Source organism: Halobacillus amylolyticus, assembly GCF_022921115.1.
Lineage (GTDB): Bacteria > Bacillota > Bacilli > Bacillales > Halobacillaceae > Halobacillus_A > Halobacillus_A amylolyticus.
On sequence record NZ_CP095075.1, the window covers coordinates 3,666,158 to 3,690,487 of the forward strand.

At 40.3% G+C, this 24,330-nt stretch carries 24 protein-coding genes; 13 read left to right on the forward strand and 11 right to left on the reverse strand.

Annotated elements, in window-relative coordinates:
• Positions 1-20: 20 nt before the first annotated feature.
• Both MUO15_RS18480 and MUO15_RS18485 read right to left on the reverse strand, forming a co-directional pair.
• Positions 21-698, reverse strand: a complete 678-nt coding sequence (locus MUO15_RS18480; protein WP_245031639.1) for an acyltransferase — start codon at positions 696-698, stop codon at positions 21-23.
• A 15-nt stretch (positions 699-713) separates the two neighbouring features.
• The gene (locus MUO15_RS18485; RefSeq protein ID WP_245031641.1) at positions 714-1,637 is read right to left on the reverse strand and encodes a glycosyltransferase; all 924 of its coding nucleotides are present in this window, start codon (positions 1,635-1,637) and stop codon (positions 714-716) included.
• A gap of 144 nt (positions 1,638-1,781) precedes the next feature.
• Here MUO15_RS18485 and MUO15_RS18490 point away from each other — a divergent pair, with 144 nt between their 5' ends.
• Complete coding sequence (locus MUO15_RS18490) at positions 1,782-2,738, forward strand: Gfo/Idh/MocA family protein (RefSeq protein ID WP_245031643.1); 957 nt, start codon at positions 1,782-1,784, stop codon at positions 2,736-2,738.
• A gap of 343 nt (positions 2,739-3,081) precedes the next feature.
• Here MUO15_RS18490 and MUO15_RS18495 read toward each other — a convergent pair whose 3' ends face one another.
• From MUO15_RS18495 to MUO15_RS18505, 3 genes are all read right to left on the reverse strand, one after another.
• Complete coding sequence (locus MUO15_RS18495; protein WP_245031645.1) at positions 3,082-3,294, reverse strand: hypothetical protein; 213 nt, start codon at positions 3,292-3,294, stop codon at positions 3,082-3,084.
• Between the two features lie 13 nt (positions 3,295-3,307).
• Positions 3,308-3,697: a DUF2642 domain-containing protein gene (locus MUO15_RS18500; RefSeq protein ID WP_245031647.1), complete on the reverse strand. Its 390-nt coding sequence runs from the start codon at positions 3,695-3,697 to the stop codon at positions 3,308-3,310.
• 201 nt (positions 3,698-3,898) lie between these two features.
• Positions 3,899-5,293, reverse strand: coding sequence for an NADP-dependent glyceraldehyde-3-phosphate dehydrogenase (locus tag MUO15_RS18505; RefSeq protein ID WP_318036237.1), 1,395 nt, complete (start codon positions 5,291-5,293; stop codon positions 3,899-3,901).
• Between the two features lie 283 nt (positions 5,294-5,576).
• Here MUO15_RS18505 and MUO15_RS18510 point away from each other — a divergent pair, with 283 nt between their 5' ends.
• From MUO15_RS18510 to MUO15_RS18525, 4 genes are all read left to right on the forward strand, one after another.
• Entirely contained in the window at positions 5,577-6,368 is a 792-nt protein-coding gene (locus MUO15_RS18510; RefSeq protein WP_245031649.1) for an SDR family oxidoreductase, read from the forward strand.
• A gap of 200 nt (positions 6,369-6,568) precedes the next feature.
• Complete coding sequence (locus MUO15_RS18515) at positions 6,569-7,564, forward strand: ABC transporter substrate-binding protein (RefSeq protein WP_245031651.1); 996 nt, start codon at positions 6,569-6,571, stop codon at positions 7,562-7,564.
• Between the two features lie 424 nt (positions 7,565-7,988).
• Entirely contained in the window at positions 7,989-8,624 is a 636-nt protein-coding gene (locus tag MUO15_RS18520) for a YczE/YyaS/YitT family protein (RefSeq protein WP_245031653.1), read from the forward strand.
• 75 nt (positions 8,625-8,699) lie between these two features.
• The gene (locus tag MUO15_RS18525) at positions 8,700-9,614 is read left to right on the forward strand and encodes a DMT family transporter (RefSeq protein ID WP_245031655.1); all 915 of its coding nucleotides are present in this window, start codon (positions 8,700-8,702) and stop codon (positions 9,612-9,614) included.
• Positions 9,615-9,648: 34 nt separating this feature from the next.
• On the opposite strand, the gene MUO15_RS18530 is transcribed toward MUO15_RS18525, so the two are convergent.
• A complete protein-coding gene (locus MUO15_RS18530; RefSeq protein WP_245031657.1) occupies positions 9,649-10,425 on the reverse strand; it encodes a hypothetical protein in 777 nt (258 codons plus the stop codon).
• A gap of 199 nt (positions 10,426-10,624) precedes the next feature.
• Between MUO15_RS18530 and MUO15_RS18535 the strand changes: the two genes are divergently transcribed.
• Positions 10,625-10,885, forward strand: a complete 261-nt coding sequence (locus MUO15_RS18535; RefSeq protein WP_245031659.1) for a hypothetical protein — start codon at positions 10,625-10,627, stop codon at positions 10,883-10,885.
• Between the two features lie 161 nt (positions 10,886-11,046).
• Positions 11,047-11,676, forward strand: a complete 630-nt coding sequence (locus MUO15_RS18540) for a LysE family transporter (protein ID WP_245031661.1) — start codon at positions 11,047-11,049, stop codon at positions 11,674-11,676.
• Between the two features lie 11 nt (positions 11,677-11,687).
• Here the strand turns inward: MUO15_RS18540 and MUO15_RS18545 are convergent, their stop codons facing one another.
• Entirely contained in the window at positions 11,688-13,010 is a 1,323-nt protein-coding gene (locus MUO15_RS18545) for an amino acid permease (RefSeq protein WP_245031663.1), read from the reverse strand.
• Positions 13,011-13,146: 136 nt separating this feature from the next.
• Positions 13,147-13,845: a hypothetical protein gene (locus MUO15_RS18550; RefSeq protein ID WP_245031665.1), complete on the reverse strand. Its 699-nt coding sequence runs from the start codon at positions 13,843-13,845 to the stop codon at positions 13,147-13,149.
• A 119-nt stretch (positions 13,846-13,964) separates the two neighbouring features.
• On the opposite strand from MUO15_RS18550, the gene MUO15_RS18555 reads away from it, so the two are divergent.
• Positions 13,965-14,801: an MBL fold metallo-hydrolase gene (locus MUO15_RS18555; RefSeq protein WP_245031667.1), complete on the forward strand. Its 837-nt coding sequence runs from the start codon at positions 13,965-13,967 to the stop codon at positions 14,799-14,801.
• Between the two features lie 343 nt (positions 14,802-15,144).
• Here MUO15_RS18555 and MUO15_RS18560 read toward each other — a convergent pair whose 3' ends face one another.
• The 3 genes from MUO15_RS18560 to MUO15_RS18570 form a co-directional block, all read right to left on the reverse strand.
• Complete coding sequence (locus tag MUO15_RS18560) at positions 15,145-16,056, reverse strand: IS3 family transposase (RefSeq protein ID WP_245029472.1); 912 nt, start codon at positions 16,054-16,056, stop codon at positions 15,145-15,147.
• A complete protein-coding gene (locus tag MUO15_RS18565) occupies positions 16,056-16,361 on the reverse strand; it encodes a transposase (RefSeq protein WP_245029473.1) in 306 nt (101 codons plus the stop codon). Before MUO15_RS18565 ends, MUO15_RS18560 begins: the two co-directional genes overlap by 1 nt.
• Before the next feature lie 219 nt (positions 16,362-16,580).
• Positions 16,581-18,002 carry a hypothetical protein gene (locus MUO15_RS18570; RefSeq protein WP_245031669.1) on the reverse strand — a complete coding sequence of 474 codons (1,422 nt, stop codon included), beginning with the start codon at positions 18,000-18,002 and terminating at the stop codon, positions 16,581-16,583.
• 350 nt (positions 18,003-18,352) lie between these two features.
• Between MUO15_RS18570 and MUO15_RS18575 the strand changes: the two genes are divergently transcribed.
• The 5 genes from MUO15_RS18575 (at position 18,353) to melA (ending at position 24,128) form a co-directional block, all read left to right on the forward strand.
• On the forward strand, positions 18,353-19,420 hold the full coding sequence (locus MUO15_RS18575) for a LacI family DNA-binding transcriptional regulator (protein ID WP_245031671.1): 1,068 nt from the start codon (positions 18,353-18,355) through the stop codon (positions 19,418-19,420).
• Positions 19,421-19,675: 255 nt separating this feature from the next.
• Positions 19,676-20,932, forward strand: a complete 1,257-nt coding sequence (locus MUO15_RS18580; protein ID WP_245031673.1) for an extracellular solute-binding protein — start codon at positions 19,676-19,678, stop codon at positions 20,930-20,932.
• Positions 20,933-21,016: 84 nt separating this feature from the next.
• Entirely contained in the window at positions 21,017-21,949 is a 933-nt protein-coding gene (locus MUO15_RS18585) for a carbohydrate ABC transporter permease (protein WP_245031675.1), read from the forward strand.
• Positions 21,949-22,779, forward strand: coding sequence for a carbohydrate ABC transporter permease (locus MUO15_RS18590; RefSeq protein ID WP_245031677.1), 831 nt, complete (start codon positions 21,949-21,951; stop codon positions 22,777-22,779). Before MUO15_RS18585 ends, MUO15_RS18590 begins: the two co-directional genes overlap by 1 nt.
• A 29-nt stretch (positions 22,780-22,808) precedes the next feature.
• A complete protein-coding gene (gene melA / locus MUO15_RS18595) occupies positions 22,809-24,128 on the forward strand; it encodes an alpha-glucosidase/alpha-galactosidase (protein ID WP_245031679.1) in 1,320 nt (439 codons plus the stop codon).
• Positions 24,129-24,330 lie beyond the last annotated feature (202 nt).

The window sequence follows — 24,330 nt, forward strand, 5'->3', positions numbered from 1 at the left end:
GGATCCCGACATTAATCTCATCACTTGATTTTTCTTGCGGGAACGCCTGCAGCAACTATGTTATCCTCTGTGTCCTTCGTTACCACAGCTCCCGCACCTATTATAGTATTATGACCAACCGTAACTCCTGGTAAGAGTGAGGCATTGTTTCCTATTTTAGCTCCTTTTCTAATATGTGGTCCTTTTAGGGAGTATGCCTGAGCACCCATGTACTTATCATTTGACATCGATACACATGGGCCAATGAACACATGATCTTCAAGGGTCGTATCACCTGTTACATAAGCTTGCGTTTGCACTGTGCATCTTTTCCCTATCTTTGTATTTAATTCCACTATAGCTGCTCTTCCAATGACAGATTCGTCAGCAACTGACACATTTTCCCGAATACTAGCGTGATCACCAATAAACACGTCTTTTCCAAGCTCAGTTCCAGAATAGATGGAAACCAAATGTCCGATTCGTGTACCAGACTGGATCACTAACTGTCGATTCGCATTGGAGGTTTCTCGCATTCTTTGATTAACAGCTGGGCGAATTCCAAGCACACAATTACAACCAACTGTTACGTTATCACCAATTTCAGTACCCTGTAAGATTACAGAATGATGACCGATCACAACATTTTTTCCGATTTTTACATCTTTTTCAATGACGACGCGTTCTCCCAGTTGGGCACTTCCGTGGATATCAGACATATAAAAACTCCCTTCTTACTTATGAACAATACCTTCTATTTTTTGAACCAGTTGCTGGGTTCGTCGTTCAACTGAGTGTTTTTGATGGATGAAATGGTACCCCTGCTTCACTATCTTCAGGCGGGCCGAATCATTCGCTAAATAAGCTACTGCTTTTTCCTGAAAATTCCCTTCGTCTATCGGCACAAAATGAACCCCTGGAATGAAACCAAGATCCTCCAATTCTTTGAAGGTTGGTGCTAGCAGAAGGGTCTTGCAAGCAAGCGCTTCAAAATACTTTATAACAGGGTAGTTTAAAACCGATGGACAGGTGAAGAAAATATTGGCCCGGTTAATTTCCTTTCCATAAATTTGGCCAATAAATTTTTGGTTTTCCTCTTCTTTACTAAATTCCCGATAACCGGGGTGGTTGTGATAGACGAAGTCTGCATCCCCTTCATACGTCTTCAATATTTTCTGTCTTAACGGATAGGAGTCGTTAACAGCCCCCATCATTAGCAAATTGATATCCTTTTTTAACCCATAGTCCCTACATAATTCTGTATTAACAAAGTGGGGGAACCATTCCATTTTCTTTTTAAATTCCGGATAAGTTTCTATAAATTTGTCTCGAACAACAGTGAATAAATAAGGGATATCGTGTTTAGCTATATAGTTTCTTCTAAGACTCGTAAACCGATGAACATCATTCACAAATAGTCCCGTGGGGATATCTATATTAGCGAGACCTTTAATCATGGGTGTCATTTGGTGGTCAATATCATTTAACAGCAATATAAAATCGGGTCGCGTGGGGAGTTGTTTCAAAATATAGCTAATATGACCAGGTTTTCTCCATATCGTTAAGTTGACTACCTTTGAAAGTTCCTGCTCTAAATAATAAAAATTTTTATTTAACAACCTTGATGTATCCTCTGCTATAAACAAAAGATTAATCAAAATGCAATCTCCCTTCTTTTAAACGTTTACTCTATGAGAAGTCGGACAAACGCCAATTTTACTTTCTCTGTTATGGCAGTCTATTTCGTTTCAAAACTGGCGCATAGAATAATCTAGTAGTTTATAAGAGTGAGGAGAATTTTTATGAAAGTCGGTGTAATTGGAACAGGGAATATGGGAGAAAATCATGTGCGCACGTACTTATCACTGCATGAGCATTGCCAGCTTGTCGGTATATTCGACAATGATGAGAAGAAAGGTCATCAGATTGCTGAGAAGTATAAGGTGAAACAGTTTCAATCAATGAGCGACCTTCTCAAATCGGTGGACGCTGTGAGCATTGCTGTGCCGACTGAATTTCATTATGATATCGGTCTAACATGTATCGAACACAACGTACACATGTTAATGGAAAAGCCAATTACTAGTACAGTCGCTCAGGCTGAAGCTTTGCTCGACAAAGCCCTTAAGGCAGATGTTAAAGTTCAAGTGGGACACATTGAGCTTTTTAACCCATTAATCCAAGTTCTCACAAAAGAATTAGAAAATGAAGATATTATTGGAGTTGTCTTCCACAGAATGAGTCCGTATGATGAAAGGATTAAAAACGTTGATGTTGTGAAGGATTTAATGATTCATGACCTTTATATTTTAAAAGCCCTTCTCAAAGATAAGATAACGGAATTTTATGCACTTGGGAACATCATTGAGGATACTCCAAAGCACGCCGTTGCCATCGCCAGGTTTTCACAAGGGGTTACAGCACAACTGACGGCCAGTTTTAAATCAAAACGAAAGGCTAGAAATATTCAAATTCTTACCGAGGACGCTTTTATTGAAGTTGATATCTTAAATAGAGAAATCAAGCTAACACGTTCTGTATTAGAGGATAAAAGTAATTCTCCAGTAACGCTAACTCAGAATATTCAAGTTGACGATTCTATACAACCACTAAGCATTGAATTAGTGGATTTCATAAATTGTATTAAATTTGAAAAAGAGCCTTCCGTTTCAGGTGAAGATGGTATGAGAACACTAATGATTACCAATAAAATTAGTGAGGCCATTAGTAATTTAAAAGCTAACGATGACGTGCACTAGATGAAGACAGTAAAGAGGCAGGGCATCCTTAAAGGAGAGGATGCCCTATTTATATGGTGCTAGTCAAGGATAAGTTACTGTCGAATCCCTTCAAACAGCTTGTGACGCGATGACTATAGGATAATAAACCATTGCTGTAACTTTTGAGTACACGTTTTGTGTATTAAACAGGCAGGATTTAGAGCTATAATTAGCTTCGCTGTTATTTATATGTCGATAAACGGATAATTATTTTCAAAATTTACTTTTCCAAAAACACGAAGTTACGCTATACAAAAATACCCTGGCTTCGTAAAGACCAGGGTATTTACCAAAACTATTCTGTTTAAATACATCTTTTGTTCTATGCTGCTACAAGAAAACGAACAAAGTTGATAGCATCTACCGAGATAAATTGTTTGTTATTTGATCCATAACCACTATCAACCTCAACAACTAGCACTAAATCTGCTGTAACGGTTGAGAGAAGCCCTTCGATCAAATTATTATTTGTAGCTACTTCAACTCTTGAACCAATACGTGTGGCTAGTTCGGCAGCAAAAGTTTCTGCAAACATCTAAAACCCTCCTTTACATTTCACTGACAAGTTCAATTTTTTCAATACGGACTAGGACTTGAGCTCCAGAACTTTCAACAATCACGACATAATCGCTTTCTACGACCAACAGTGTTCCAGTTACTACACCAAAAGGGGTAGTGACTTCTACTTGTTCGTTGACTAAAGTCAACAATACTTCCCTAAGTGTTGTAGGGGTTGTAGGGGTTGTAGGGGGTGTTGGAGTCCCTGGTACAGGGTCCACTGTATCATCTCCTCCTAAATCGACATCGAGATCGACATCGACATCTAACCCTGGTAAATCAAGTGAATTATTTGAGCTTAGCCCACTACCAGAAATTAAACTCTGGGACAATTGGTTAGCCAGCCTTAAAAGTTCTGTCTGGCGATTTGTTAGAGTCAACTGAATTCATCCTTTCTATAATAGTTTTCTATTTACTATATGTTTGTTTCTTTCGTCCGTAAGGGCATTCACATACGTTAATAGATAATTCCACCAATAACCTAGAATTATAGAACACAAAAATATAGCAACCATAATCAAGGTAAATAATGCCACCTCAGGTCATCCAATATTTGGATGACCTGAGGTGGCATTTTATAGTTACATATTCAGGATGAATAATTTATCTTGTGTCATGGATTCGATACTGCGGCGTATTCCTTGTGAACCAAGACCTGAGTTCTTTGCACCTATGAAAGGGAAATGGTCTGGGCCGCGCTCTGTTTTTGCATTGAACTGTACAGATCCAACGCTTAGCTTTGCGCCAATATCCATTGCTTTTTGAACGTCGGCAGTAAAGATACTTGCTTGCAAGCCATAGTCTGATTCATTCGCCAGTGATACAAATTCAGTTTCATTTTTAACGCGAATGATAGGGAGTACAGGACCAAAAGGCTCTTCCCAGGCGACCTTCATGTTTGGCGTTACATGATCGAGTAGTGTTGGGTAAATCAAGTTGTTTTTACGTTTATTTCCTGTAATGAGTTCAGCACCGTTTTGTAAGGCATCATCGATTAACTCTTGAACAAAGTCGGCTGCACCTTCATCAATCAAAGGGGTGATGGTTGCATCGTCTTCCGGCTTCCCAACAGTAAGGTCATTAACCTTTTGCTTGATTTTCTCGGTGAGTGCATCAGCCACCACGTCATCGACCAACACGCGTTTAATCGCTGTACAGCGCTGCCCTGAATAGGAAAAAGCACCACTTACGATTTGTCCTGCAGCTAAGTCGAGGTCGGCATCGTTAAGTACAATGGCTGGATCTTTGCCGCCTAATTCAAGAACGACAGGAATCATTTTCGCCTTCTTCGAAATAGATTGACCTGTAGCCGTACTTCCTGTGAATGTAATCATATTAATTTGGGGGTGGGTGACAAGAAAGTCGCCAATTTCAGAACCCTTTCCGGTGACACATTGTACGGTATCCTCGGGCAGGTCTGTCTCAAGCAGGGCTTCAATCATTAATTGACCACTTAAAGCTCCTTGGGAGGCAGGCTTGAAAACGACCGCATTTCCAGCCATTAAAGCAGGGGCGATTTTTGAAGCAGCTAAGTTCACGGGATAGTTAAAGGGTGAAATCGCCAGGACAACACCAAGTGGTTCGCGTTCGACCATGGCCATCTTGCTGGAACTGCCTCCACGGAAAGAATCCCCGCGCAGCATATCACCATGAATGCGGCAGCCTTCCTCTGCCGTATAACGAATTAAATCCGCCGTACGGACGACCTCTTTCATGGCGGAAGATCTATTTTTGCCTACTTCTTTAGAGATCATTTCACCGATTTGTTCCTGTTTTTCTACTAAATGATCAGCCCACTCATGCAATACATCTGCACGCTTATATATTTCTGTTCCCGCCCAATCAGTTTGAGCTTGATTTGCTTTCTGAATGGACTGATCTACTTCTTCCTGTGACATCAATGGAAGGGCACCAAGGACTTCATTTCCAGAAACTGAATAAACTTTCTTTTCCTTTGTGATTGTAATGCTGATAATCCATCACTCCTTTTCAATAATTAGACTATTCTGATTATTGGGGAAAAAAGATAGAATATCAAACTCGATAAAAGCGTTAACATTGTCCATTTAAGCGTTTGCAGTTAGCTTATAATCTAATATACAGGCCCATTCTTCTTTTTTCACATTAATGTGATGAAGTTAGTCAACTGAAAATTATATAACTTAGAGATATAATGGAAACAAGAGAGTGTACAAAAATTAGAAATGTTGAATCAGCGGTTAAATGCTTTCGACATCAACTAGAAGGGAATGAACTAGAATGGATTTAGGACTAAAAGGTAAATCAGCCGTGATAACAGCTGCAAGTAAAGGGTTAGGAAAAGCAACTGCGTTAGAATTTGCAAAAGAAGGTGCGCACATTTTAATTTCAAGCAGAGATGAAACGGAACTTCAAAAAACGCAAGCTGAGATCAAGAAAATCAGCGGAAATCCTCATATTGAGTATACCGTTTGTGACGTGATGAATGCTGAAGAGATCCAACAATTGGCTAGGAAGGCTGTCAGCTTGAACGGCACAATTGATGTGTTGGTTAATAACGCGGGCGGTCCTCCAGCGGGGACCTTTGAAGACTTTGAGGATGAGGACTGGAGTCGTGCATTTGAACTGAATCTATTAAGCTTTGTTCGCACGATCCGAGAAGTGCTGCCCTCGATGAAAAAACAACAAAGCGGACGAATTATAAATATTGCCTCTTCTTCGATTAAACAAACACTGGATAATCTGATTCTGTCTAATACTTTTCGTGCCGGAATAGTGGGGCTGTCCAAAAGTTTATCTCAAGAGCTGGCTCGAGATAACATCCTAATTAACACGGTCGGACCGGGAAGAATTGCAACGGACCGCGTCGCTTCTCTTGATGAAAAAAATGCTGAGAAATTAGGCATGACTTCCGAAGAAATTAGAAAAAAAGCTGAGCAATCAATTCCCATCGGACGTTATGGTGAACCTGAAGAGTTTGCTAGAGCAGTTGTTTTTCTGGCCTCTGAAGGCAACACATATTTGACGGGGCAATCACTGGTCGTAGATGGCGGACTAGTGAAAGCACTTTAATGACTTTGTAAAATGAGGAACCCTTAAGTTTGATGAGCAAACTTAAGGGTTTGTCTTTTTACTAATTGACAAAGCATCTGTATAAGGATATGATCACAATTGATAATGATAATCTTTATCAATTGTGATCTGGGGAGTACATACACAGTCTCTTCCTGTGATTTTAATTGAATAAGTAAAATAGGGATGGGGATACGGAGATGAAAAAGTTCAGAATCGTTGTGTTTATTAGTTTACTAATGGTTTTAGCTGCTTGTAACGAGGAGTCTAGTAAAGGCCAAACATCAAATGCTTCAGGGGAGCTAGGCGCACAGGAAACACATACCGTAACGATTGAAGATGGAATCGGTGAACAAACGATTGAAGGAGTTCCAAAAAGAGTCGTTGTTCTGGAGTGGACTTATGTAGAACATTTGCTGCCGTTAGGAATTAAACCTGTAGGTGTATCAGACGTTGAAGGCTATAATAAATGGGTGAATGTAGGTGAACCACTATTGGATTCCACTGTGGACGTTGGCACACGAGCGGAACCTAATTTAGAAGCGATTGCTAGACTTAAGCCAGATATCATTATAGGTGCAAAATATCGTCATGAAGGAATTATAGCCGAATTAGAGTCGATTGCTCCGACAGTCTTATTTGCTCCATACTCAGAAGAAGGTGCCGGTAACCAATATCAACATTTGCTTGGCGAATTTAACACCGTCGCTAAAATTTTTAATAAACAAGAGCAAGCGGCAGAAGTGAAGAAGAATCTGGAACAAACCTTCAAACAGCAGGGCACACGCATAAAAGAAGCTGGGTATAAAAATATCAAGGTCGTGGTTACTCAAGCTTTCACATCACAAAACACACCGATCATGAGACTTTTCACGGATAACTCTGTAGTTGCAGGGGTATTAGAAAAAATGGATGTTGGAAATGCAGTTGAAAGTGAGCAGCCAGAAGTCTACGGATTCATTTCAACTACAGTTGAGGCTCTGCAAAATTATCAAAATGCCCACTTTTTCTACCTCGTTCAAGAGGATGATAACATCTTCAGTAATCAATTTGCAGATAATCCTGCTTGGACAAACCTCGGTTTTGTAAAAGAAAACCGAACATATAAATTGCCAGGCGATATGGGTACGTTTGCCGGCCCTTTATCTGCTGAAAGACTTGCTAAAGAGATAGCTGATACGTTGGTAGAAAAATGAATATTTCCGCATTCTTAAGTACATGAGAGTTAAAAAACGGTCTATCGTAGGAGAGGCCGCTGAAAAATTCTAATAAGGAATCCACTCGACATATTGACAAATAAAAGAAGATGACCACCTATATATAGTAGGTGGTCATCTTCTTTTTCGCTATAAACAGACTTTTTCAGTGCTCTCTCGTAGGATGGACCGTTTTTTGCATCTTGAGTTATAAATTGAAGTGGTTCGTTCTTTCAATAATTTGATCGGATCACATTCATCATCATCTATTTAACTCAATCCACCTTTTGTCCTATCCCCTCCCAATCATTCCCAAACGATGACCTTAGGTTCATTTTTTCACTTTTGAAACTTTTTAATTTCCAATGTTTTGGTTTTAGGATAAGCTGAGAAGACGTAATCTTTTTTAGAAAGAAGGAGTGTTATGAGGTTCAACTTACTCTTCTTTGCATCAGGCCTCATTTTATTTAGTTACGGAATCTCAGTGGCCATCCAAGTTCAGTATCTCGGCATTCATCCCTGGGATGTACTGAATGTTGCACTATTCGACAAGTTCGGCGTTACGATTGGTGTGTGGAATTTGGCTATTGGCTTACTGTTGGTGCTCGTTTCATTGATCGTGGATCGCAAGTACATAAGGATAGGCACCTTGATTAACGCCATGTCTATCGGACCGTTGATTGATCTCTTCTTATTCATCGATGTCTTTCCAGAGTCCTCCTCAACTGTGATGGATATTGCTGTCCTATTATTAGGGATTGTATTCATGGGGATAGGAGGGGGCATGTACTCAGCTGCCGGTTTTGGTGCAGGTCCACGGGATGGCTTCATGCTGTCGCTATCAGATAAACTAGGATATTCCATCAGCAGGACGCGAATTGCTGTCGAGAGTCTTGTGCTTGTTATTGGGCTATTGATAGGTGGCCCCGTCTTTATCTTTACTTTGATTTATACGTTGATTCAAAGCCCGATCTTCCAGTTCTCTTTTGTAAAGGTAACTGAATTTCTGAAGAAAACAGCATCTGTCGATCATTCGGATGAAAAGGTGAAATCTGTTTAGTTGGCGGGATGGATCTGCCCCCCGATGGTAACCTTCCAATTGGTAAGTTAAAGAAGGTAAAACTGAAGAATCTTGGTGATAAAATTGAAAAGAATCTACTTTCTGCTAATGATCGTTATGATGATGTGGGGGTTCAATGTCTCCGCCATCAAAATTCTCGTCTCAAATATTGACCCGATCCTGTTAACTTCAGTAAGGATCTTCACAGCTGGAATAGCAGTGTTGGCCATTCTTGCGTTCATGAAAATGTTAAGGCTGCCTACGAAGAAGGAAGCCTGGATCATCTTTTACATCTCCATCTTTAATGTGATCGCTCATCACAGTTTCATGGCCCTTGGTCTCCTATATACGTCAGGCGTAAATGCTGGATTAATTGTCGGTATGGGGCCACTGCTCACTATGGTGCTATCTACAATTTTGTTAAGTAAAAAGGTGACATTTTTTAAAAGTTTCGGTTTCTTATTAGGGTTTATCGGGGTGATTGCCACGACACTTACGGGAGCAGGTGGAATGACAGCTGTGTCGATAGGAGATGTGATGGTGTTCATTTCTATTGCTGTCCAGGCCTTCAGCTTTATTCTAATCAGTAAAATGAATCCTGAACTTGATCCGAGGTTGTTGACAGGGTACATGATGGTTCTTGGTTCGATATTCATTTTCGTCATCAGCATGATGGTGGAAACGGATCCAGGGCAGATCACCCAGCTGTTCGATGTGAAACTGATGCTGATCTTTTTATTTAGTGCTCTCATTTGCACGGCTTTCGGGCACATGGTTTACAATTTTGCTATTCAACAGGTCGGTCCGGCTGAGTCTGCGATATTTATTAACTTCAATACATTTTTTGCTCTTGTAGGTGCTGCATTATTCCTGAATGAAAGGATTATGGCCAGTCATATCGCGGGTCTTCTGCTGATTGTTTGCGGTGTGCTGATTGGGACGGGGGCGTTTGAGTACATTGTTGGAAGAAGACGGGCTAGATCCGCGTGAATGGGGTATAGTGTTTGAGAAGGCGCCTCGCTTCCTATGTGTAAATGCGTGGGGAGCGGGCATTATTTTGTGAAGGTGTCTGCTTTCGTGATTTTATAGTGATCATTGGAAAGCTGTCATTGATACGCTCCTGTTTTTCTACTAACTCCTTACTTCTTGCCTCAAAGGCTTCAAGGGCAACACTCACCCCTTCTATACAAATCTCATCGATGATTTTGCATTGATTTACCCAATTAAGCTGATCAAAAAGATGGTTAATCTCTTCTAGTACTTTTTTAGTTAAGAGCCATGTTTGATGAGTAAAAGGCTTAGGTAATTCACTATCTCCAAGAATAAGCTGAAGAATATATAATTCAGTTTTCCCTTTTAAAAAATGATTTTTCCTCATGAACATAACTGCATCTTCCATAGAGGTTCTCGCTCTTTTCTTTCTAGCTAAATCAAGATAGGGTTTATACTTATCCTCCCGGTAATTAAATTTAAGCAACTCACTTACAGGGATGTTGATCTGATTCGAAATGGTGATGAGCGTTAGATGGCTTAGGCGGAGTTTATCCATAATGTAATATTTATCATTAAATGATGAGTTCGCTTTGCCATCGATCAAATGTTTAAAAACTTCCAAGTAGCGTTCTGTATCATTCGAAAAAGATTTCAGCGCGCAGATGAATGATTCGTTTTTATAATGTGTTCTGTAAAGCTCCAGGTTTTCCTTACATGTAATCAGCCGGTATTCCCCGATCCCTATTTCCTCGATAATTGGATCGCCTTCCATAAAACCAAAATAATCATAAAACCGATGTAACCTCATGGCTCCTCTATTGCTGTATTCATAATCATAGAATGTTTCCACAATTTGTTCTGACTGAACACGGATGTAAACCAGTTTGATCTCCTCCTTTGTAATGGTCTATGCAAAAAGGAGTTCGTCTTATGATTGCCGTCGTCTCGTCCTTCGATCAAAATTATTTCTTACCCGAATGTATAAAATGAGCAGAAAAAACAAAAGTATGAGTAAGACAGGAGGGAAAGAAATGAATTTTGACCATGTCAACAATCAATTGTCCAATGCCAAGCGAGCCGTAGAGAGAGCCCAGGAAGATCGAGCAGGGTTTGTAGAAGCTCAAGCCCAGGTAAAACTCGCCGAAGAGGAACTGGCCAAAGCGAAACACGATCCGTCGGTCAATACGGAGGAAAATGCTCAGCAAATTCAACGTGCCACTGATTTATTAAGATTGATTGAAGAGACTAACCAGGCTAATAATCGATAGACGAAAAGAACACATTGTGAAGCTGGCAATGTGTTTTTTGGTGCGCGTAAAACGGGACAAGGAGGGCCTATCTCCTTTGAAAATACGGTAAAGTAATATTGTTCACTGCTAATGAATACACTTGGTACAAGCTAGTCCTACTAATAGAGGAGTGAAAAGTATTGGGTGTATTCTTGAGTTATATTTTCCTTGGATTATCACTAGCAGCACCACTAGGCCCGATCAATGCGGCCCAAATAGATCAGGGCATTAAAAATGGCTTTTTCCATTCGTGGATTATTGGACTAGGTTCTCTGGTTGCAGAACTGCTTTATATCCTGGCCGTTTTCTTTGGCGTCATTCACTTTTTGGAAATCCCATTCATGAAAACTTTTCTATGGTCGTTCGGTGCCTTCGTCCTAATCTACACAGGCTTTGAGAGTATTGCCAGTTCGCAGAAATTGGAAATCAATCATAGCCGAAACAAAGACCCCTTAAAGAAAACGTTCGTATCCGGCTTTTTACTATCAATTTCTAACCCACTTTCGATTTTGTTTTGGCTCGGCATTTACGGCTCTGTGCTAGCCAATACAATTACCCGCTATGACCAGTTCCATTTAGTATTGTACGGTGCAGCGATTATCATCGGCTTGATGATATGGGACGTTACGATGGCGTTTGTATCGAGCGGGTTTAGGAGATTTCTAAACACTCGTACGTTAAAAGGAATTTCTGTTTTGTCCGGATTTTGTATGTTTGGCTTTGCAGGTTATTTTGGCTACCAAGCAGTTAAGTTACTTTTTCATTTATAAAAGGGACAGGCCTAACCTGAAGCTTGCCGCCACCTTTTTCCCATCAAAAAGGTAATTGTACCAATCACTAACAGAAACACTAGGCTGATAAAAAAGCCGATTCTGCTTGTGGAATCAAAAAGCGTTCCACTAACGGCGGCAGCAATAAGCAAGATTCCTACAAACCGCTTTACACGGTCAGCTTTTGTCAGCTCCATTAATTTTTTATAAGAGAAAAGGATAAATAACCAGTTATATAAAAGCATTAGTCCTGCTGCAGTCGTTAAATATTCGAAAATCTTTTCAGGTAGCAGCAGAGCTACAAGGATGGATAAGCCTAAGCCGCCAATCGTTAGATAAAGAGAGTGAATAGGCACATCTCTTTTACCTTTAGCAGCAAAAAAAGCTGGTGCATCTCCGTCTTCCGACAAGGTAGCTAAGATTGTAGTGATTGCATAAAGTGATGCGACCATTGTGGAGAAGCCTGCAATGATCAATGCCCCGTTAAATACGTGTGGAACAAATGCCAAATCAGATTGACTTAACGCTGTAATGAAAGGACTTTCGTCCGCATTGAACTTATCCCATGTTATGAGAAATAAGGCTAGTCCTAATGAAACGACATAAATGATGCCGAGAAGGATGAGCATGACTCTCCCAGACTTTGATGCATCTTTAGGATTTTTTAATTCGTTTGCCATAATGCCCATGACTTCAATCCCGCCAAACGCATAAAAGGCGTATAGCAAGGCAGCCCAAACTCCTGTTAAACCTTCAGGAAACAAACCATCAAAGCTCATACGCACGGTTCGCTCGGGAGGGCTTCCATCGATGACTCCCGATAATGCTAGGACGGCAATTACGATAAACATGAAGATGGCAGCCGTTTTAATGACAGCGAAAATATTCTCAACTCGTTCAAAACCTGATACTCCTGTAAAGATGACACCGATTCCCAGCACACCAAATATCGTCGACAACAGCCATAAAGGAAGGTTTGGAAACCAATACTGTGAGAAGATGGCAAGGGCCGTCAATTGACTGCCCATAATTAATAATTCAGATGACCAATAGACCCATCCATTACTGAAGCCAGCCCATCTTCCATAAGCCTTTTTCGCATATGAACGAAAAGATCCTTTTTCAGGATGCTCAGCCGTCATTTTCGCTAAAGCTTGAAACACGATATAAGTACCGATGGCTGCTAATATAAAAACAAAGACAACAGCAGGTCCACTACTCTCGATTGCAAGTGAGGATCCCAGGAAAAAGCCTGTACCAATCGTGCATCCCACACCAATAAGTGAAAGCTGCCACCATTGAAGTTTTTTATCTTTCTTTGTTTGCTTATTCATGATCTTAAGGCCCACCCATCTTGACTGTAACTGAATAGATAGTTTAAACCTTACACAAAAAAATACTCCTGCCAAAAACCCCCACCTCAGGTCATCCAGAAATTGGATGACCTGAGGTGGGGGTTTTTGGAATGTGCTAATGGTCAAGTATATGGTTGATTTCTATATCGTTTAGCCATATTGGAGATGTGCCTTTGATCAATTCTTGATCGGTGACTACGGAAAAGTTCCAGTACAAACCTAAGTTCGCTTCGGGCTTAGTTACTAATAAGTGTATAGTTTCTTCCTCATATTTGGCTTGAAGACGATTCTCAAGCTCAATTTTTGAATAAGCTTTGCCGGCCAATAGCACGCCTGTTATCAATAAACTGATAATCAGTAAAAGCTTGTTGTTATAAAGTAAAGTTACGAAAAAGATAACAAGCAGCAAGAAGATCAGCCAGAGCTCTTTTTGGATGATCGTGAATGAAACGATTCGCCCGTTAAATGGGGATAGAGGTCGTGCTCCGTTACCGATAAGATCAATAAACAATGCTCCTAATCCGAGAGTAATCATAGTTGCAACCCACGATTTCAGTAAGGGCTCTTTAGTGATCTTTTTTACAAGAAAAGCTAAACCGAAAGCTAAGAGAGGCAAGACAAAAAGAGAATGTCCAATTGTACCACCAGTCAATTTTGGAATATCCGGGATTAAGACCAGAATTCCCAGGCTGAAAATCTTCACACGCTCTCGAAAGGGGGAGGTTTTTTTTCCGAAAAAACTGTACATAATCAGTGATCCCGCCAGTAGATGCAAGAGTGTAGAGGGAATGTGATTGATGAGGATGTTTACCATGCGACCCCTTCTTTCAAAATTGGTGTGCCTATACTTAATTCACTCATCCTCAGAAAAGTAAACGTATAATAAATTACACTTTTAGAACAGAATAAGAAGGTGGGAAGGAGGCACATTCAATGAAAGATCGATTAATTCCCGTTACCTCAATTGCAAGCGGACTCGAGCAGTCGGTAGCGAATGATATTCATTGCTTGCCAATTCAAGTAGTAAACGTCTGTTTAATCGGAAATCCGGAACGACCGGGAGATTGGGTGTTGGTCGATACGGGCATGCCGAAGTCTGCCGACGATATCATTGATGTAGCAGGAGGACTTTTTGGCAAAAGGTATAATCCAAAGGCCATTATTCTTACACACGGACACTTTGATCACGTCGGAGCGGTGGAAGAGCTTGCAGATTATTGGGACGTTCCCGTTTATGCCCATACATCAGAAATGCCGTATTTGACTGGACAAAAAGATTACCCAGAACCAGATACTACAGTTGAAGGCGGTATGGTGTCAAAAATGTCACGCATGTTCCCTAACGAAGGAATTGATTTAGGGGAGCGTGTCCAACCCTTGCCGCAAGACGGGACGATTCCACATTTGTCTGAATGGAAATGGATCCACACCCCTGGGCATACGGAAGGTCACATCTCCCTTTTTCGTGAAACAGACCGCATATTGATCGCTGGCGATGCGTTTGTCACAGTCAAACAAGAATACTTGTTCAAAGTACTGACCCAACAACAGGAAATCAGCGGCCCTCCGCGCTATTTAACACCTGATTGGGAAGCCGCTTGGGAATCGGTAAGAAAACTTGAAGCTTTAAAACCAAATGTAGCGATCACAGGGCATGGGTTCCCGATGGCTGGAGAAGAATTAACAAATAACTTGGCCAAACTGAGTAGTGATTTCGACCGGATTGCGATACCTGAACACGGAAGATTTGTAGATGGTAAAAAGGAATGAGGAAGATCTTTAAGGTTCGGGCTCGTTGTGTGGGGCCCTTGATTAGAATGAACTATGTACGCTGGACTAGAATTTAGAATTCTAATTATTATTATGCGACTACTCTAATTTGGAATTCTCATCCTAAAACATATTTTAGTTAGAGAACAATCTTTCCTAGTTAGGGAACAATTAGTTGAGGACGGGAACAATCCTTGGCGCTTGAGGAACAATCTGGAGATCTGTCAATATAGTGGACATTCATAGACCGGTATTTGAACCATTCTTTTTCTTCCGCGCGTCCTCTTTCGAGACGCTTGGATGCCTCCGCCTAAAGGAAAGAATCAAAAACCAATTCATTCCTTTAGGCAGAGGACATTCGGTTCTTTTTGAGCTTTTTATCATGGTTCATTTTATAGCTCTTTTCTTTTTCTAACGGAGTTAAATAGTCCAATGTAGAATGGATTCGTTTTTGGTTATAAAAATTGATGTAAAACTGAATGGCTAGTTTGGCTTCTGCTTTTGTCTCATAAACATGTTTGTACAGGTATTCTTTTTTCAGAGAGGCAAAGAAACTCTCTGCACATGCATTGTCGTAGGGGTTTCCCTTCCGACTCATACTTATGGTCGCTCCTGCCTCCTTAAGTGTATCTAAATAAGCCTTAGAACAGTACTGAGAGCCACGATCTGAATGGTGAATCCAACCCGACTTAGGGTTACGAATGGCCAAAGCCTTTTCTAAAGCTTTTAAGCACAGGGTGTGATCCATATGATCGTCTAACTGATAACTTATGATCCGTCGGGAAGCAAGATCAATGACAGGATTCAGATATAAAAAGCCTTCTCCTGTGTGAATATAAGTAATATCAGTAGCCCAAACCTGGTCTGGGGCCTCTGGAAGAAAGTCACGGTTTAAATGGTTTGAGTGAATGGTTTCATCGTGATCAGAGTCTGTCGTATTGATGAACTTTTTAGGTGGTGTGGCATAAAGGTCCAGTTCTCTCATTCGATTCGTCACTTTCTTTTGAGAAACCTCCACCTGATCCACTTCTCGAAGCATAAAGTGGATGCGAGGGCTGCCGTAACACCCATAATTATCATGATAATGGAAGAGGATCCGTTCATCGATATAACGGTTCCAAGCCTCTCTTTTCGTTTCTTCTCTGTCCAGGCGATTCAAATAATCATAATAACCAGATTTAGACACACCAAGAACTTGGCACATCCTCGAAATGGTGTGTTCGTGTCGGTGTTCATGAATGAACTCGAACTTCACTACTTTTCCTGATTGAAGATGTGCATGGCCTTTTTTAAAATGTCGACTTCCTCCTGGAGCTCTACGTTACTTTTTTTCTCTTTTTCATACATTTCCTTGTACTCAGAGGCGGTCAACAGTTGATTCTGTGCTTCTTTTTCTTCCTTCTTTTTTTGGTCACGATACTCCGTCTTCCATCTTTTAAGGTTACCGTAGGGAATATCGAGTTTCTGACTAAGGTCCGTCATTTTGTGTCCGTCCAATTCCATTAACTTCACAACATAAAGCTTAAACTCAGGGTCATAATTTCTGTACTTTTGGGTCAATGTGAACACGTCCTTTAATGCTTTGTGATGATTAAAACATGGTTCAATACTTGTGTCCACTTTTTATACTAACTCTAAATCATGCGAAGTTAAGGACCAATCCCGATTCGTTAGAGAACAATCAATCATTATAAAAGTGAAAAAGAAATGCCCCAGTTAAATGTTTAGCTGGGGCATAGACCTTTTGAGTTAAGCGCTAGGGAACTTTTTTAATCGCTGTTAAAAAATGAACAAAGCAACTGTTGTTGATAAAATTAATCCTAATATGACCGGAATGAAGTTCTTCCTCACAAGATCCATGACGGATATACCACAGAAACCGGCGATCGCAATCATCGAAGACCAGGCAATGATCGTTCCTCCACCCGTCCAGATCGATCCCATTTGTCCAATAGCTGCTAAAGTGGCTGGATCAATATGGGAATTGGCCAGGGACGCTGATAGAGCCCCAGTTAGTGGCAGGCCTGAGAATCCTGATCCGTCCAGTCCTGTAATAATCCCAATGAGTAAAACACTAAAGGCTGCTAAAAAAGCACTTTGCGGCAGAAAGTCTTGTGTGGATTCAACTAAATCAAACAACAGAGCTGGGGCAGTATCTGCGGAAACGGAAAGGATATCACCTGCAAAATCCGGACTTCCTAAAAAGAAGAATCCCGCGATCGGAATGACTGGCCCCATCGCTTTAAAAGCAAAAACGAATCCGTCCGTGATATGATCACTAATATAATCAAGCGCCCGATGTCTTCCAAACGCTACCGTTGAAAGCAGGAGAAGGACTACAGCAACACCACCGATAAATGCAGCTCCATTACCACCTTCAAATCCTCCCATCCTACCAGAGCCAAGTTTTGTCGAAACCATATAAATCATGACGGCAAGCATGGAAAGTGGTACGATTACCGCAAAAATTTTACTCCATCTGTTCATATTTTTATTTTGATTTTTGTGCCCTTCTTTTAAACCTTGCATAGCCCTTATCTCAAGTTCGTTTTGCGGATCAAACTTGGAGCGGAAAGACTTTTTGTTCAAAATATAAGCAAGACCAATTGCCAGAAAACCTGTAATCAAAGATAAAACTAATGCTTTATCCATGACCGCAGTTATATCTACTCCGGCAGACTTTGCTGATAAGCCAGGTGCAACTTGCACGACATAGTCTGATGATAAAGCCATCCCCTGCCCGGCAAGTGCTACAGCCACAGCTGCCATCATTGCCGGAAGACCAGATCTGATCGCGGCAGGCACAAGTAACGCACAAATAAGCGGTACTGCCGGCGTTGGCCAAAAGAATAGGGAAATTACATATGTGACCCCTATCAAAACAAAAAAAGACACGTGACTATTGACCATAACCTTTTGAACCGGCTCAATCATCCGTTTGTCTGCACCAAGATCCTTTAATGAATGCAAAAGAGCCACCATGAATGTAATGATAAGGAATATATTGAATAATTCTTTAGCAGCCACTAAATTCGCATTAAAAATACCCATGAAGCCACTGATTAAACTGCCATTATAAACCCATGCGACAATAAAGGTACCAAGTAAGGTAGGTAGTACAACACCTTTGCGGAATACCATGGTAATGATAATCAGCAACGTGAACAATCCATATAACCAATGGGAAAGTGTTAATTCCACGGGACAAAGCCTCCTCGATTCGCCTCACCTGCGCGGCGTTCTACAATGTAGACTATGCTCTATTAGGTTAATGGGTGTATTTCTCAATAACTGCTTAAAGATGATTTTTATTTTAGTGATATTTACTAAATATAAAGCGGGATGAAACCTTGTTATTTATTAAGATTACTTTCCTTGAGAGTAACTATACACAAGTATTATCGTATATATAAAGGATTTAAAATAAAGTGTTTATTTTTCTAAAAATTTTGTATTTTATATTGAAAGCGCTTAATGAATTTGGTAGCATTCATTTAAGGGTAGTTAATTTTACTAAAATATTTAGGTTTAACCAAAGAAGGGGTTCCTTTATGGCAACTATAAAAGAGATAGCAGCAAGGGCTAATTTTTCAAATACAACAGTATCCAGAGTTCTAAACAATGATAAAACTTTTTCAGTGGGGACAGAGACACGTCAAAAAATATTAGATGTGGCCAAAGAAATGGGATATAAAACGTTACAAGAACGTAGGAAGGAGAGACAAGCCTCTGAAGATATTTCTGCATCCAAAATTGGAATTTTACTCTGTCACTCCGTGGAAGAGGAATTAAATGATGCTTATTTCTTATCAATAAGACAAGGGGTTGAGCATGAATGTCTTGAGAGAGGTCTTACTACAACAGAGTTGCTTCGACTTACCAATTTGAATTCTAATGGAATTAGCAGTGATATTAATAACTTGATTGTAGTAGGGAGAATCAATGCGGATATTCTTAATCAAATTAGTGACCAATTACAAAACATTGTCTACATCAACCATACAGTGGATGAGGACAAGTATGATTCAGTAGTTATTGATTTTGAAAAGGCCACGAATCGAGCAATAGACCATTTGCTTGATCTTGGTTATAAAAAGGTAGGGTTTATTGGCGGCAAGGAAAGAGAGCATTTAAATGATAGCAAAGTAGATTTTGAAGATGAAAGAAAGTCTACCTTCAAAAAAACAATGATAGATAGAGGGTTGTTCAATCCGAAGTTATTTTTCGTTGGGGAGTTTACGATGGCTGACGGCTATGAACTGATGAAGTCGGCGATTCAACAAGGAGATTTACCTGAGGCGTTGTTTATAGCTAGTGATGCAATGGCGATCGGAGCAATGCGGGCCTTACAAGAGAATCAATATAGGGTCCCAGAAGATGTAGCCATTGTGAGTTTCAATGATATTGAATTAGCTCAATTTGCCAGTACCCCCTTAACCACAGTAAAAGTACAAACAGAAGAGATGGGGAGGTTAGGTGTTAAATTGATGGTTGATCGGTTAAAGGGAAGGGAGATTCCGTTAAAAGTGACCGTTCCAACAGCATTAGTTGTCCGTGATAGTTGCGGTGCACCTCATATATCGAATGACGTCGAACGAAAGAAAGGGGTGGTATCATAACTAAAATTTCCCGGGAAATAAAGGAGGTGATGTCGAATAGAGAAGAGCGAAGTTGAAGTGTATAGGGTAGTTCTTGTAAAAGGGATAAGGCTGTACACCTGCCTCACGGTTTGAAAGGATGGCAGGTGCACAAGGAAGTCTGCTGAAGGTTTATTCTGCGAAAATAAACTCTTTCAGCATGTAAAATTATAACTGAACTGACTTATGACTACAATTATTTGAGATTATACATGAACAAGTTTAAGGAGGATTTTGATGAGAAAAAGATGGTTGGTCCTATTACTTGTTATAGTTGTCGGTGTGGTTACGGCTGGATGTTCCAGTAATGAAACTTCAGGTGATGGAGGTGGTACGACTTTGACATTTTATTCAACAGCTACTTCTGAAGAAGATAAAAAGGTTATGTCGGAAGCTGTTGCAGCATTTGAAGAGGAGTACCCCGAAATTAATATAGAAGACAATTACCCAGGAGATGGGTATGAAGACATGCTGCGCGTAAAGATGGCAGCTAATGATTTGCCTGACCTGTTTGATACCCATGGATGGGCAAAACAGCGGTATGGAGAGTACGTAGCTGACCTGAGTGGGATGGATTGGGTGAAAAACTTGGATCCTGCCCTTGACACAATTCTTAAAGATGATGAAGGAAAGGTTTACGCTTATCCTCTAAATCAGGCCAAAGATGGAATATCTTATAATGCTACCTTATTAAAGGAATACGGTATTGAACCTCCTACAACATTTGAAGGTTTTATGAAAGCACTAATAGAAATAAAAGAAAAAAGTGATGGCACAGTCACACCTTTTTGGTTCAATGGTTCGGACAAGTCAGCTTTTGGGCAGTATTTCGATCAATTTGCAACACCTCTGCTAGTGACAGATAAGGAACATAATTATGAAGAAGAACTGTTGAACGGGAGATTTGATTGGTCCCACTACACATTCCTCCCTGAAAAGCTAAAAGAAATGCAGGAAAAAGGGCTACTTAATAAGGACGTATTAACGGCACAAATTCAACAGCAAGCCCAGTTAATGGCACAGAGTAAAATTGGATTCACCTTGGCCAGCGGCTCACTTGGTCCTGCAGTGGAAGAGCTAAATCCTGAGGTGCAGGTCGGAGTTGTTCCGATGCCAGTTATTCACGAAGGAGATGAGCCGAGCTGGATCGGTGGTGAACGCCATACTGTGGCGATCTGGAAAGACACAGAGTACATGGAAGAAGCGAAGAAGTTTATTGAGTTTTTAGCTCAACCAGAAATTGCAAAGAAAATTGCGGAAGGGACGTCTCTTCCAGCTGGGTTGAAAAGTATTGAAGCTGAAAATTACTACTCCGAATACTATAAGAGGTATGAAGATGTGAAGGTCCAGCCATATTTTGATCGCATTTACTTGCCGAGTGGAATGTGGAATGTTATGGGATCAACTGGACAACAATTGCTTTCAGGTAAGATGACACCAGAAGAAGTTTCTGAAAAAATGGCCGAAGAATATGAGAGGTTAAGAGAACAATAGTTGAATTAAATGAGAGGGGCGGTAGTTAGAATCACTGCCCTTTCCATATTCTAACAGACCAAGCTTATAGGAGTGGTTTCTAATATGAGTGAATTGGTTAATAAATCACAGCGCGCCATTGCTCACAAGGGAGTGGTCAAGCCGCGTAAGGTGAAAAAGCAAAAATCTTTATGGTGGATGTATCTTCCGGCATTAATTGTTGTCAGTGTGTTTATTATTTACCCTTTTTTAAATGGTATTCGAGTGTCTTTTACTGATTGGAATGGATTTTCGCAAACGAAAAATTGGGTAGGCCTGGAGCAATATAAGCGAATGTTCCAGGACTCTAATACATGGTTAGTTGTAAAAAATACGCTGCTTTATGGGATTGGAAGTACAATTTTTCAAAATGTGATCGGGTTGCTTTATGCTTTACTGCTCAATAAAAGCATCCGGCTGAAGTCGTTAACACGAACGATTATTTATCTTCCTGTTATTATCAGCCCGCTCGTCATGGGCTATATTTGGTATTTCTTTTTTGCCTACCAGGGAGGGGCATTAAATGACGTTTTAATGCTGTTCGGTCTAAATAAAATCAATGCTTTAGGCAACCCTGATGTGAACCCATGGATCATTGTTTTTGTTAATACCTATCAATTTGTTGGTATTGCCATGATTATTTATTTAGCAGGCTTGCAAAGTATTTCAAAAGATTTCTATGAAGCAGCGGATATCGATGGGGCTTCTGTATTCCAAAAATTCAAAAATATCACACTGCCTTTATTGATGCCTGCGATTACAATTAATGTTGTGTTGAACATCATTGGAGGATTAAAGCTGTTTGATGTCATTCTCGCACTCACCGGTGGAGGACCAGGAAATGCTTCACAGTCGATGTCAACGTTTATGTACTCTCTTTATTTTAGTAGACAGGATGCTGGTTATGCAGCCACTCAAGGTGTGTTGATGGCTTTCATCACATTGGTTTTCAGTCTGCTTGCACTTGCTTACTTTAAACGCAAGGAGGTCGATGCTTAATGAAGAATAAGGAAAGGAGATCGAGGAGATTTTTCACCACCGTAGCTATTGTCGTGACATTGTTTCATTTAATCCCTTTCTATATTTTAATTACCACCTCATTAAAAGCAAATAATGATTTTAGTTCAAAATGGGCCCTGCCAAGCTCGGTCCATTTTGAAAACTTCATGAAGGCATGGGAACAAGCAAGTTTAGGAAATGCGTTTATCAACACTGCCATCATTACGGCTGGTGCAGCTTTGTTATTGATTGTATTCGGATCACTTGCTGCCTATCCGTTAGCAAGGATGAATACAAGGTTGAACAAATTCGTCTACTTTTTGTTTATAGCGATTATGATTATTCCTCCGCTGACTGCTCTCGTTCCTTTGTACAAAATGGTTGTTGATATGGGAATGATGAATACACATGAGATTGCGATTCTAAACAATATGGCTGCATTTTTACCTTTAACGATTTTCCTCTATGCCGGCTTTATTCGCTCAACTATTCCGAAAGAGCTTGAGGAAGCGGCAAAAATTGATGGAGCAAGTACGTTAAGGATTTTCTTCAAAATCGTTTTTCCATTACTGAAGCCGATCACAGCAACCGTGCTGATTATTTCTTGTGTATTTATCTGGAATGATTATCAATTTGCAATTTTCTTCCTACAGGATGAAAGTGTTCAAACATTAACGGTGGCATTGGCGGGCTTCTTCGGACAAAATCAAAGCAACTTGAATTTAGTTGCATCAGCTGCCATTATGTCAATGCTGCCAATGACGATTTTGTTTCTCTTTTTACAAAAATACTTTGTGGCAGGTCTTTCTTCCGGGTCTGTTAAAGGATAATAAACTTTTATATCGATAGGAGAGTGTTTATGTCAAAAATTACATTTCTAGGTGCAGGCAGTACAATTTTCGCGAAAAATGTTCTAGGAGATTGCATGTTAACACCAAGTATTCAAGAGTTCGAATTTGCTCTCTATGATATTGATCTTCAAAGATTAAAAGACTCTGAAAATATGTTAAACAACCTGAAAAAAAGTCTCGGTAGTAACGTCACAGTTAAAGCTTATACAGATCGAAAAGAGGCGTTAAGGGATGCGAAATACATCGTTAATGCGATTCAGGTCGGCGGCTATAAACCGAGTACTGTAATCGACTTTGAAATTCCGAAAAAATACGGACTTCGTCAAACGATAGGCGATACAATAGGGATCGGAGGAATCTTCAGAACGCTTAGAACCATTCCTGTTATGCTTGATTTTGCAAAAGATATGAAGGAAGTATGCCCGGATGCCTGGTTCTTGAATTATACAAATCCAATGGCTTCACTGACTGGCGCCATGCTGCGTTATACAGGAATAAAAACGGTCGGACTATGCCACAGTGTGCAAGGGGCGGTTCCAGATTTGTTCAAATTCCTTGAAATGGATACAAAAGGTGTTCAATGGAAAATTGCTGGCATTAACCACCTGGCATGGCTGTTAGAAGTAACCAAAGACGGAAAGGATTTGTATCCTGAAATTAAGAAACGAGCTGCAGTCAAACAGCAGGGAAAACATGACGACATGGTTCGCTTTGAATTGATGAACCGTTTTGGTTACTATGTGACAGAATCATCAGAGCACAATGCAGAATACCATCCCTATTTTATTAAGAGCAATTATCCAGAACTGATTAGCAGATTCAATATTCCGCTTGATGAATATCCACGACGCTGTGTAGAGCAGATTGAGGATTGGGAGAAAATGCGTGAAGATGTTGTTAATAATCAGAACCTTACACATGAACGCACCCATGAATATGCATCTTATATTATCGAAGCTATGGAGATGGATCAACCATACAGAATTCACGGGAACGTCCTTAACACGGGGGGATTAATTAGTAATTTACCAACGAATGCTGTGGTTGAAGTTCCATGTCTTGTAGATAGAAATGGGGTAAATCCATGCCATGTAGGTGATCTTCCGGAGCAATTGGCTGCCTTAAATCGTACCAATATTAACACTCAGCTGTTAACCATTGAAGCGGCTATGACGGGAAAGCGGGAACATATCTACCACGCTGCGATGCTTGATCCTCATACAGCTGCAGAATTATCGATTGACGACATTGTATCTCTTTGTGATGACCTTATTGAAGCACATGGGGAGATGCTGCCGAATTTTGATCGCGAAAGAGTGACGGTTTAATAAGATTCGTTTTTCTGCAGATTTTTTTGTAAAACATATTGGCTGGTTAGTGTGCACGGCACAATTTAATGAGTGCCCATTTTTCTAAACACTTTTATCTTGAGGTGTTAAAGCATTGCATTATGCCGCCCGTATCACCTATACAACCCATGTCTCTAAACATAGTAAAATCATCTAATATAGAAATAAACAAAGCTCCCGC

Excerpts from the sequence above, each read along its gene's own strand:
- MUO15_RS18550 (WP_245031665.1), bottom strand. The coding sequence starts at position 13,845 with ATGGTAAACATCCTCATCAATCACATTCCCTCTACACTCTTGCATCTA.
- MUO15_RS18480 (WP_245031639.1), bottom strand. The coding sequence starts at position 698 with ATGTCTGATATCCACGGAAGTGCCCAACTGGGAGAACGCGTCGTCATT.
- MUO15_RS18575 (WP_245031671.1), top strand. The coding sequence starts at position 18,353 with ATGGCAACTATAAAAGAGATAGCAGCAAGGGCTAATTTTTCAAATACA.
- MUO15_RS18530 (WP_245031657.1), bottom strand. The coding sequence starts at position 10,425 with ATGAGGTTACATCGGTTTTATGATTATTTTGGTTTTATGGAAGGCGAT.
- MUO15_RS18510 (WP_245031649.1), top strand. The coding sequence starts at position 5,577 with ATGGATTTAGGACTAAAAGGTAAATCAGCCGTGATAACAGCTGCAAGT.
- MUO15_RS18590 (WP_245031677.1), top strand. The coding sequence starts at position 21,949 with ATGAAGAATAAGGAAAGGAGATCGAGGAGATTTTTCACCACCGTAGCT.
- MUO15_RS18495 (WP_245031645.1), bottom strand. The coding sequence starts at position 3,294 with ATGTTTGCAGAAACTTTTGCTGCCGAACTAGCCACACGTATTGGTTCA.
- MUO15_RS18555 (WP_245031667.1), top strand. The coding sequence starts at position 13,965 with ATGAAAGATCGATTAATTCCCGTTACCTCAATTGCAAGCGGACTCGAG.
- MUO15_RS18490 (WP_245031643.1), top strand. The coding sequence starts at position 1,782 with ATGAAAGTCGGTGTAATTGGAACAGGGAATATGGGAGAAAATCATGTG.
- MUO15_RS18580 (WP_245031673.1), top strand. The coding sequence starts at position 19,676 with ATGAGAAAAAGATGGTTGGTCCTATTACTTGTTATAGTTGTCGGTGTG.
- MUO15_RS18585 (WP_245031675.1), top strand. The coding sequence starts at position 21,017 with ATGAGTGAATTGGTTAATAAATCACAGCGCGCCATTGCTCACAAGGGA.
- MUO15_RS18545 (WP_245031663.1), bottom strand. The coding sequence starts at position 13,010 with ATGAATAAGCAAACAAAGAAAGATAAAAAACTTCAATGGTGGCAGCTT.
- MUO15_RS18515 (WP_245031651.1), top strand. The coding sequence starts at position 6,569 with ATGAAAAAGTTCAGAATCGTTGTGTTTATTAGTTTACTAATGGTTTTA.
- MUO15_RS18520 (WP_245031653.1), top strand. The coding sequence starts at position 7,989 with ATGAGGTTCAACTTACTCTTCTTTGCATCAGGCCTCATTTTATTTAGT.
- melA (WP_245031679.1), top strand. The coding sequence starts at position 22,809 with ATGTCAAAAATTACATTTCTAGGTGCAGGCAGTACAATTTTCGCGAAA.
- MUO15_RS18535 (WP_245031659.1), top strand. The coding sequence starts at position 10,625 with ATGAGTAAGACAGGAGGGAAAGAAATGAATTTTGACCATGTCAACAAT.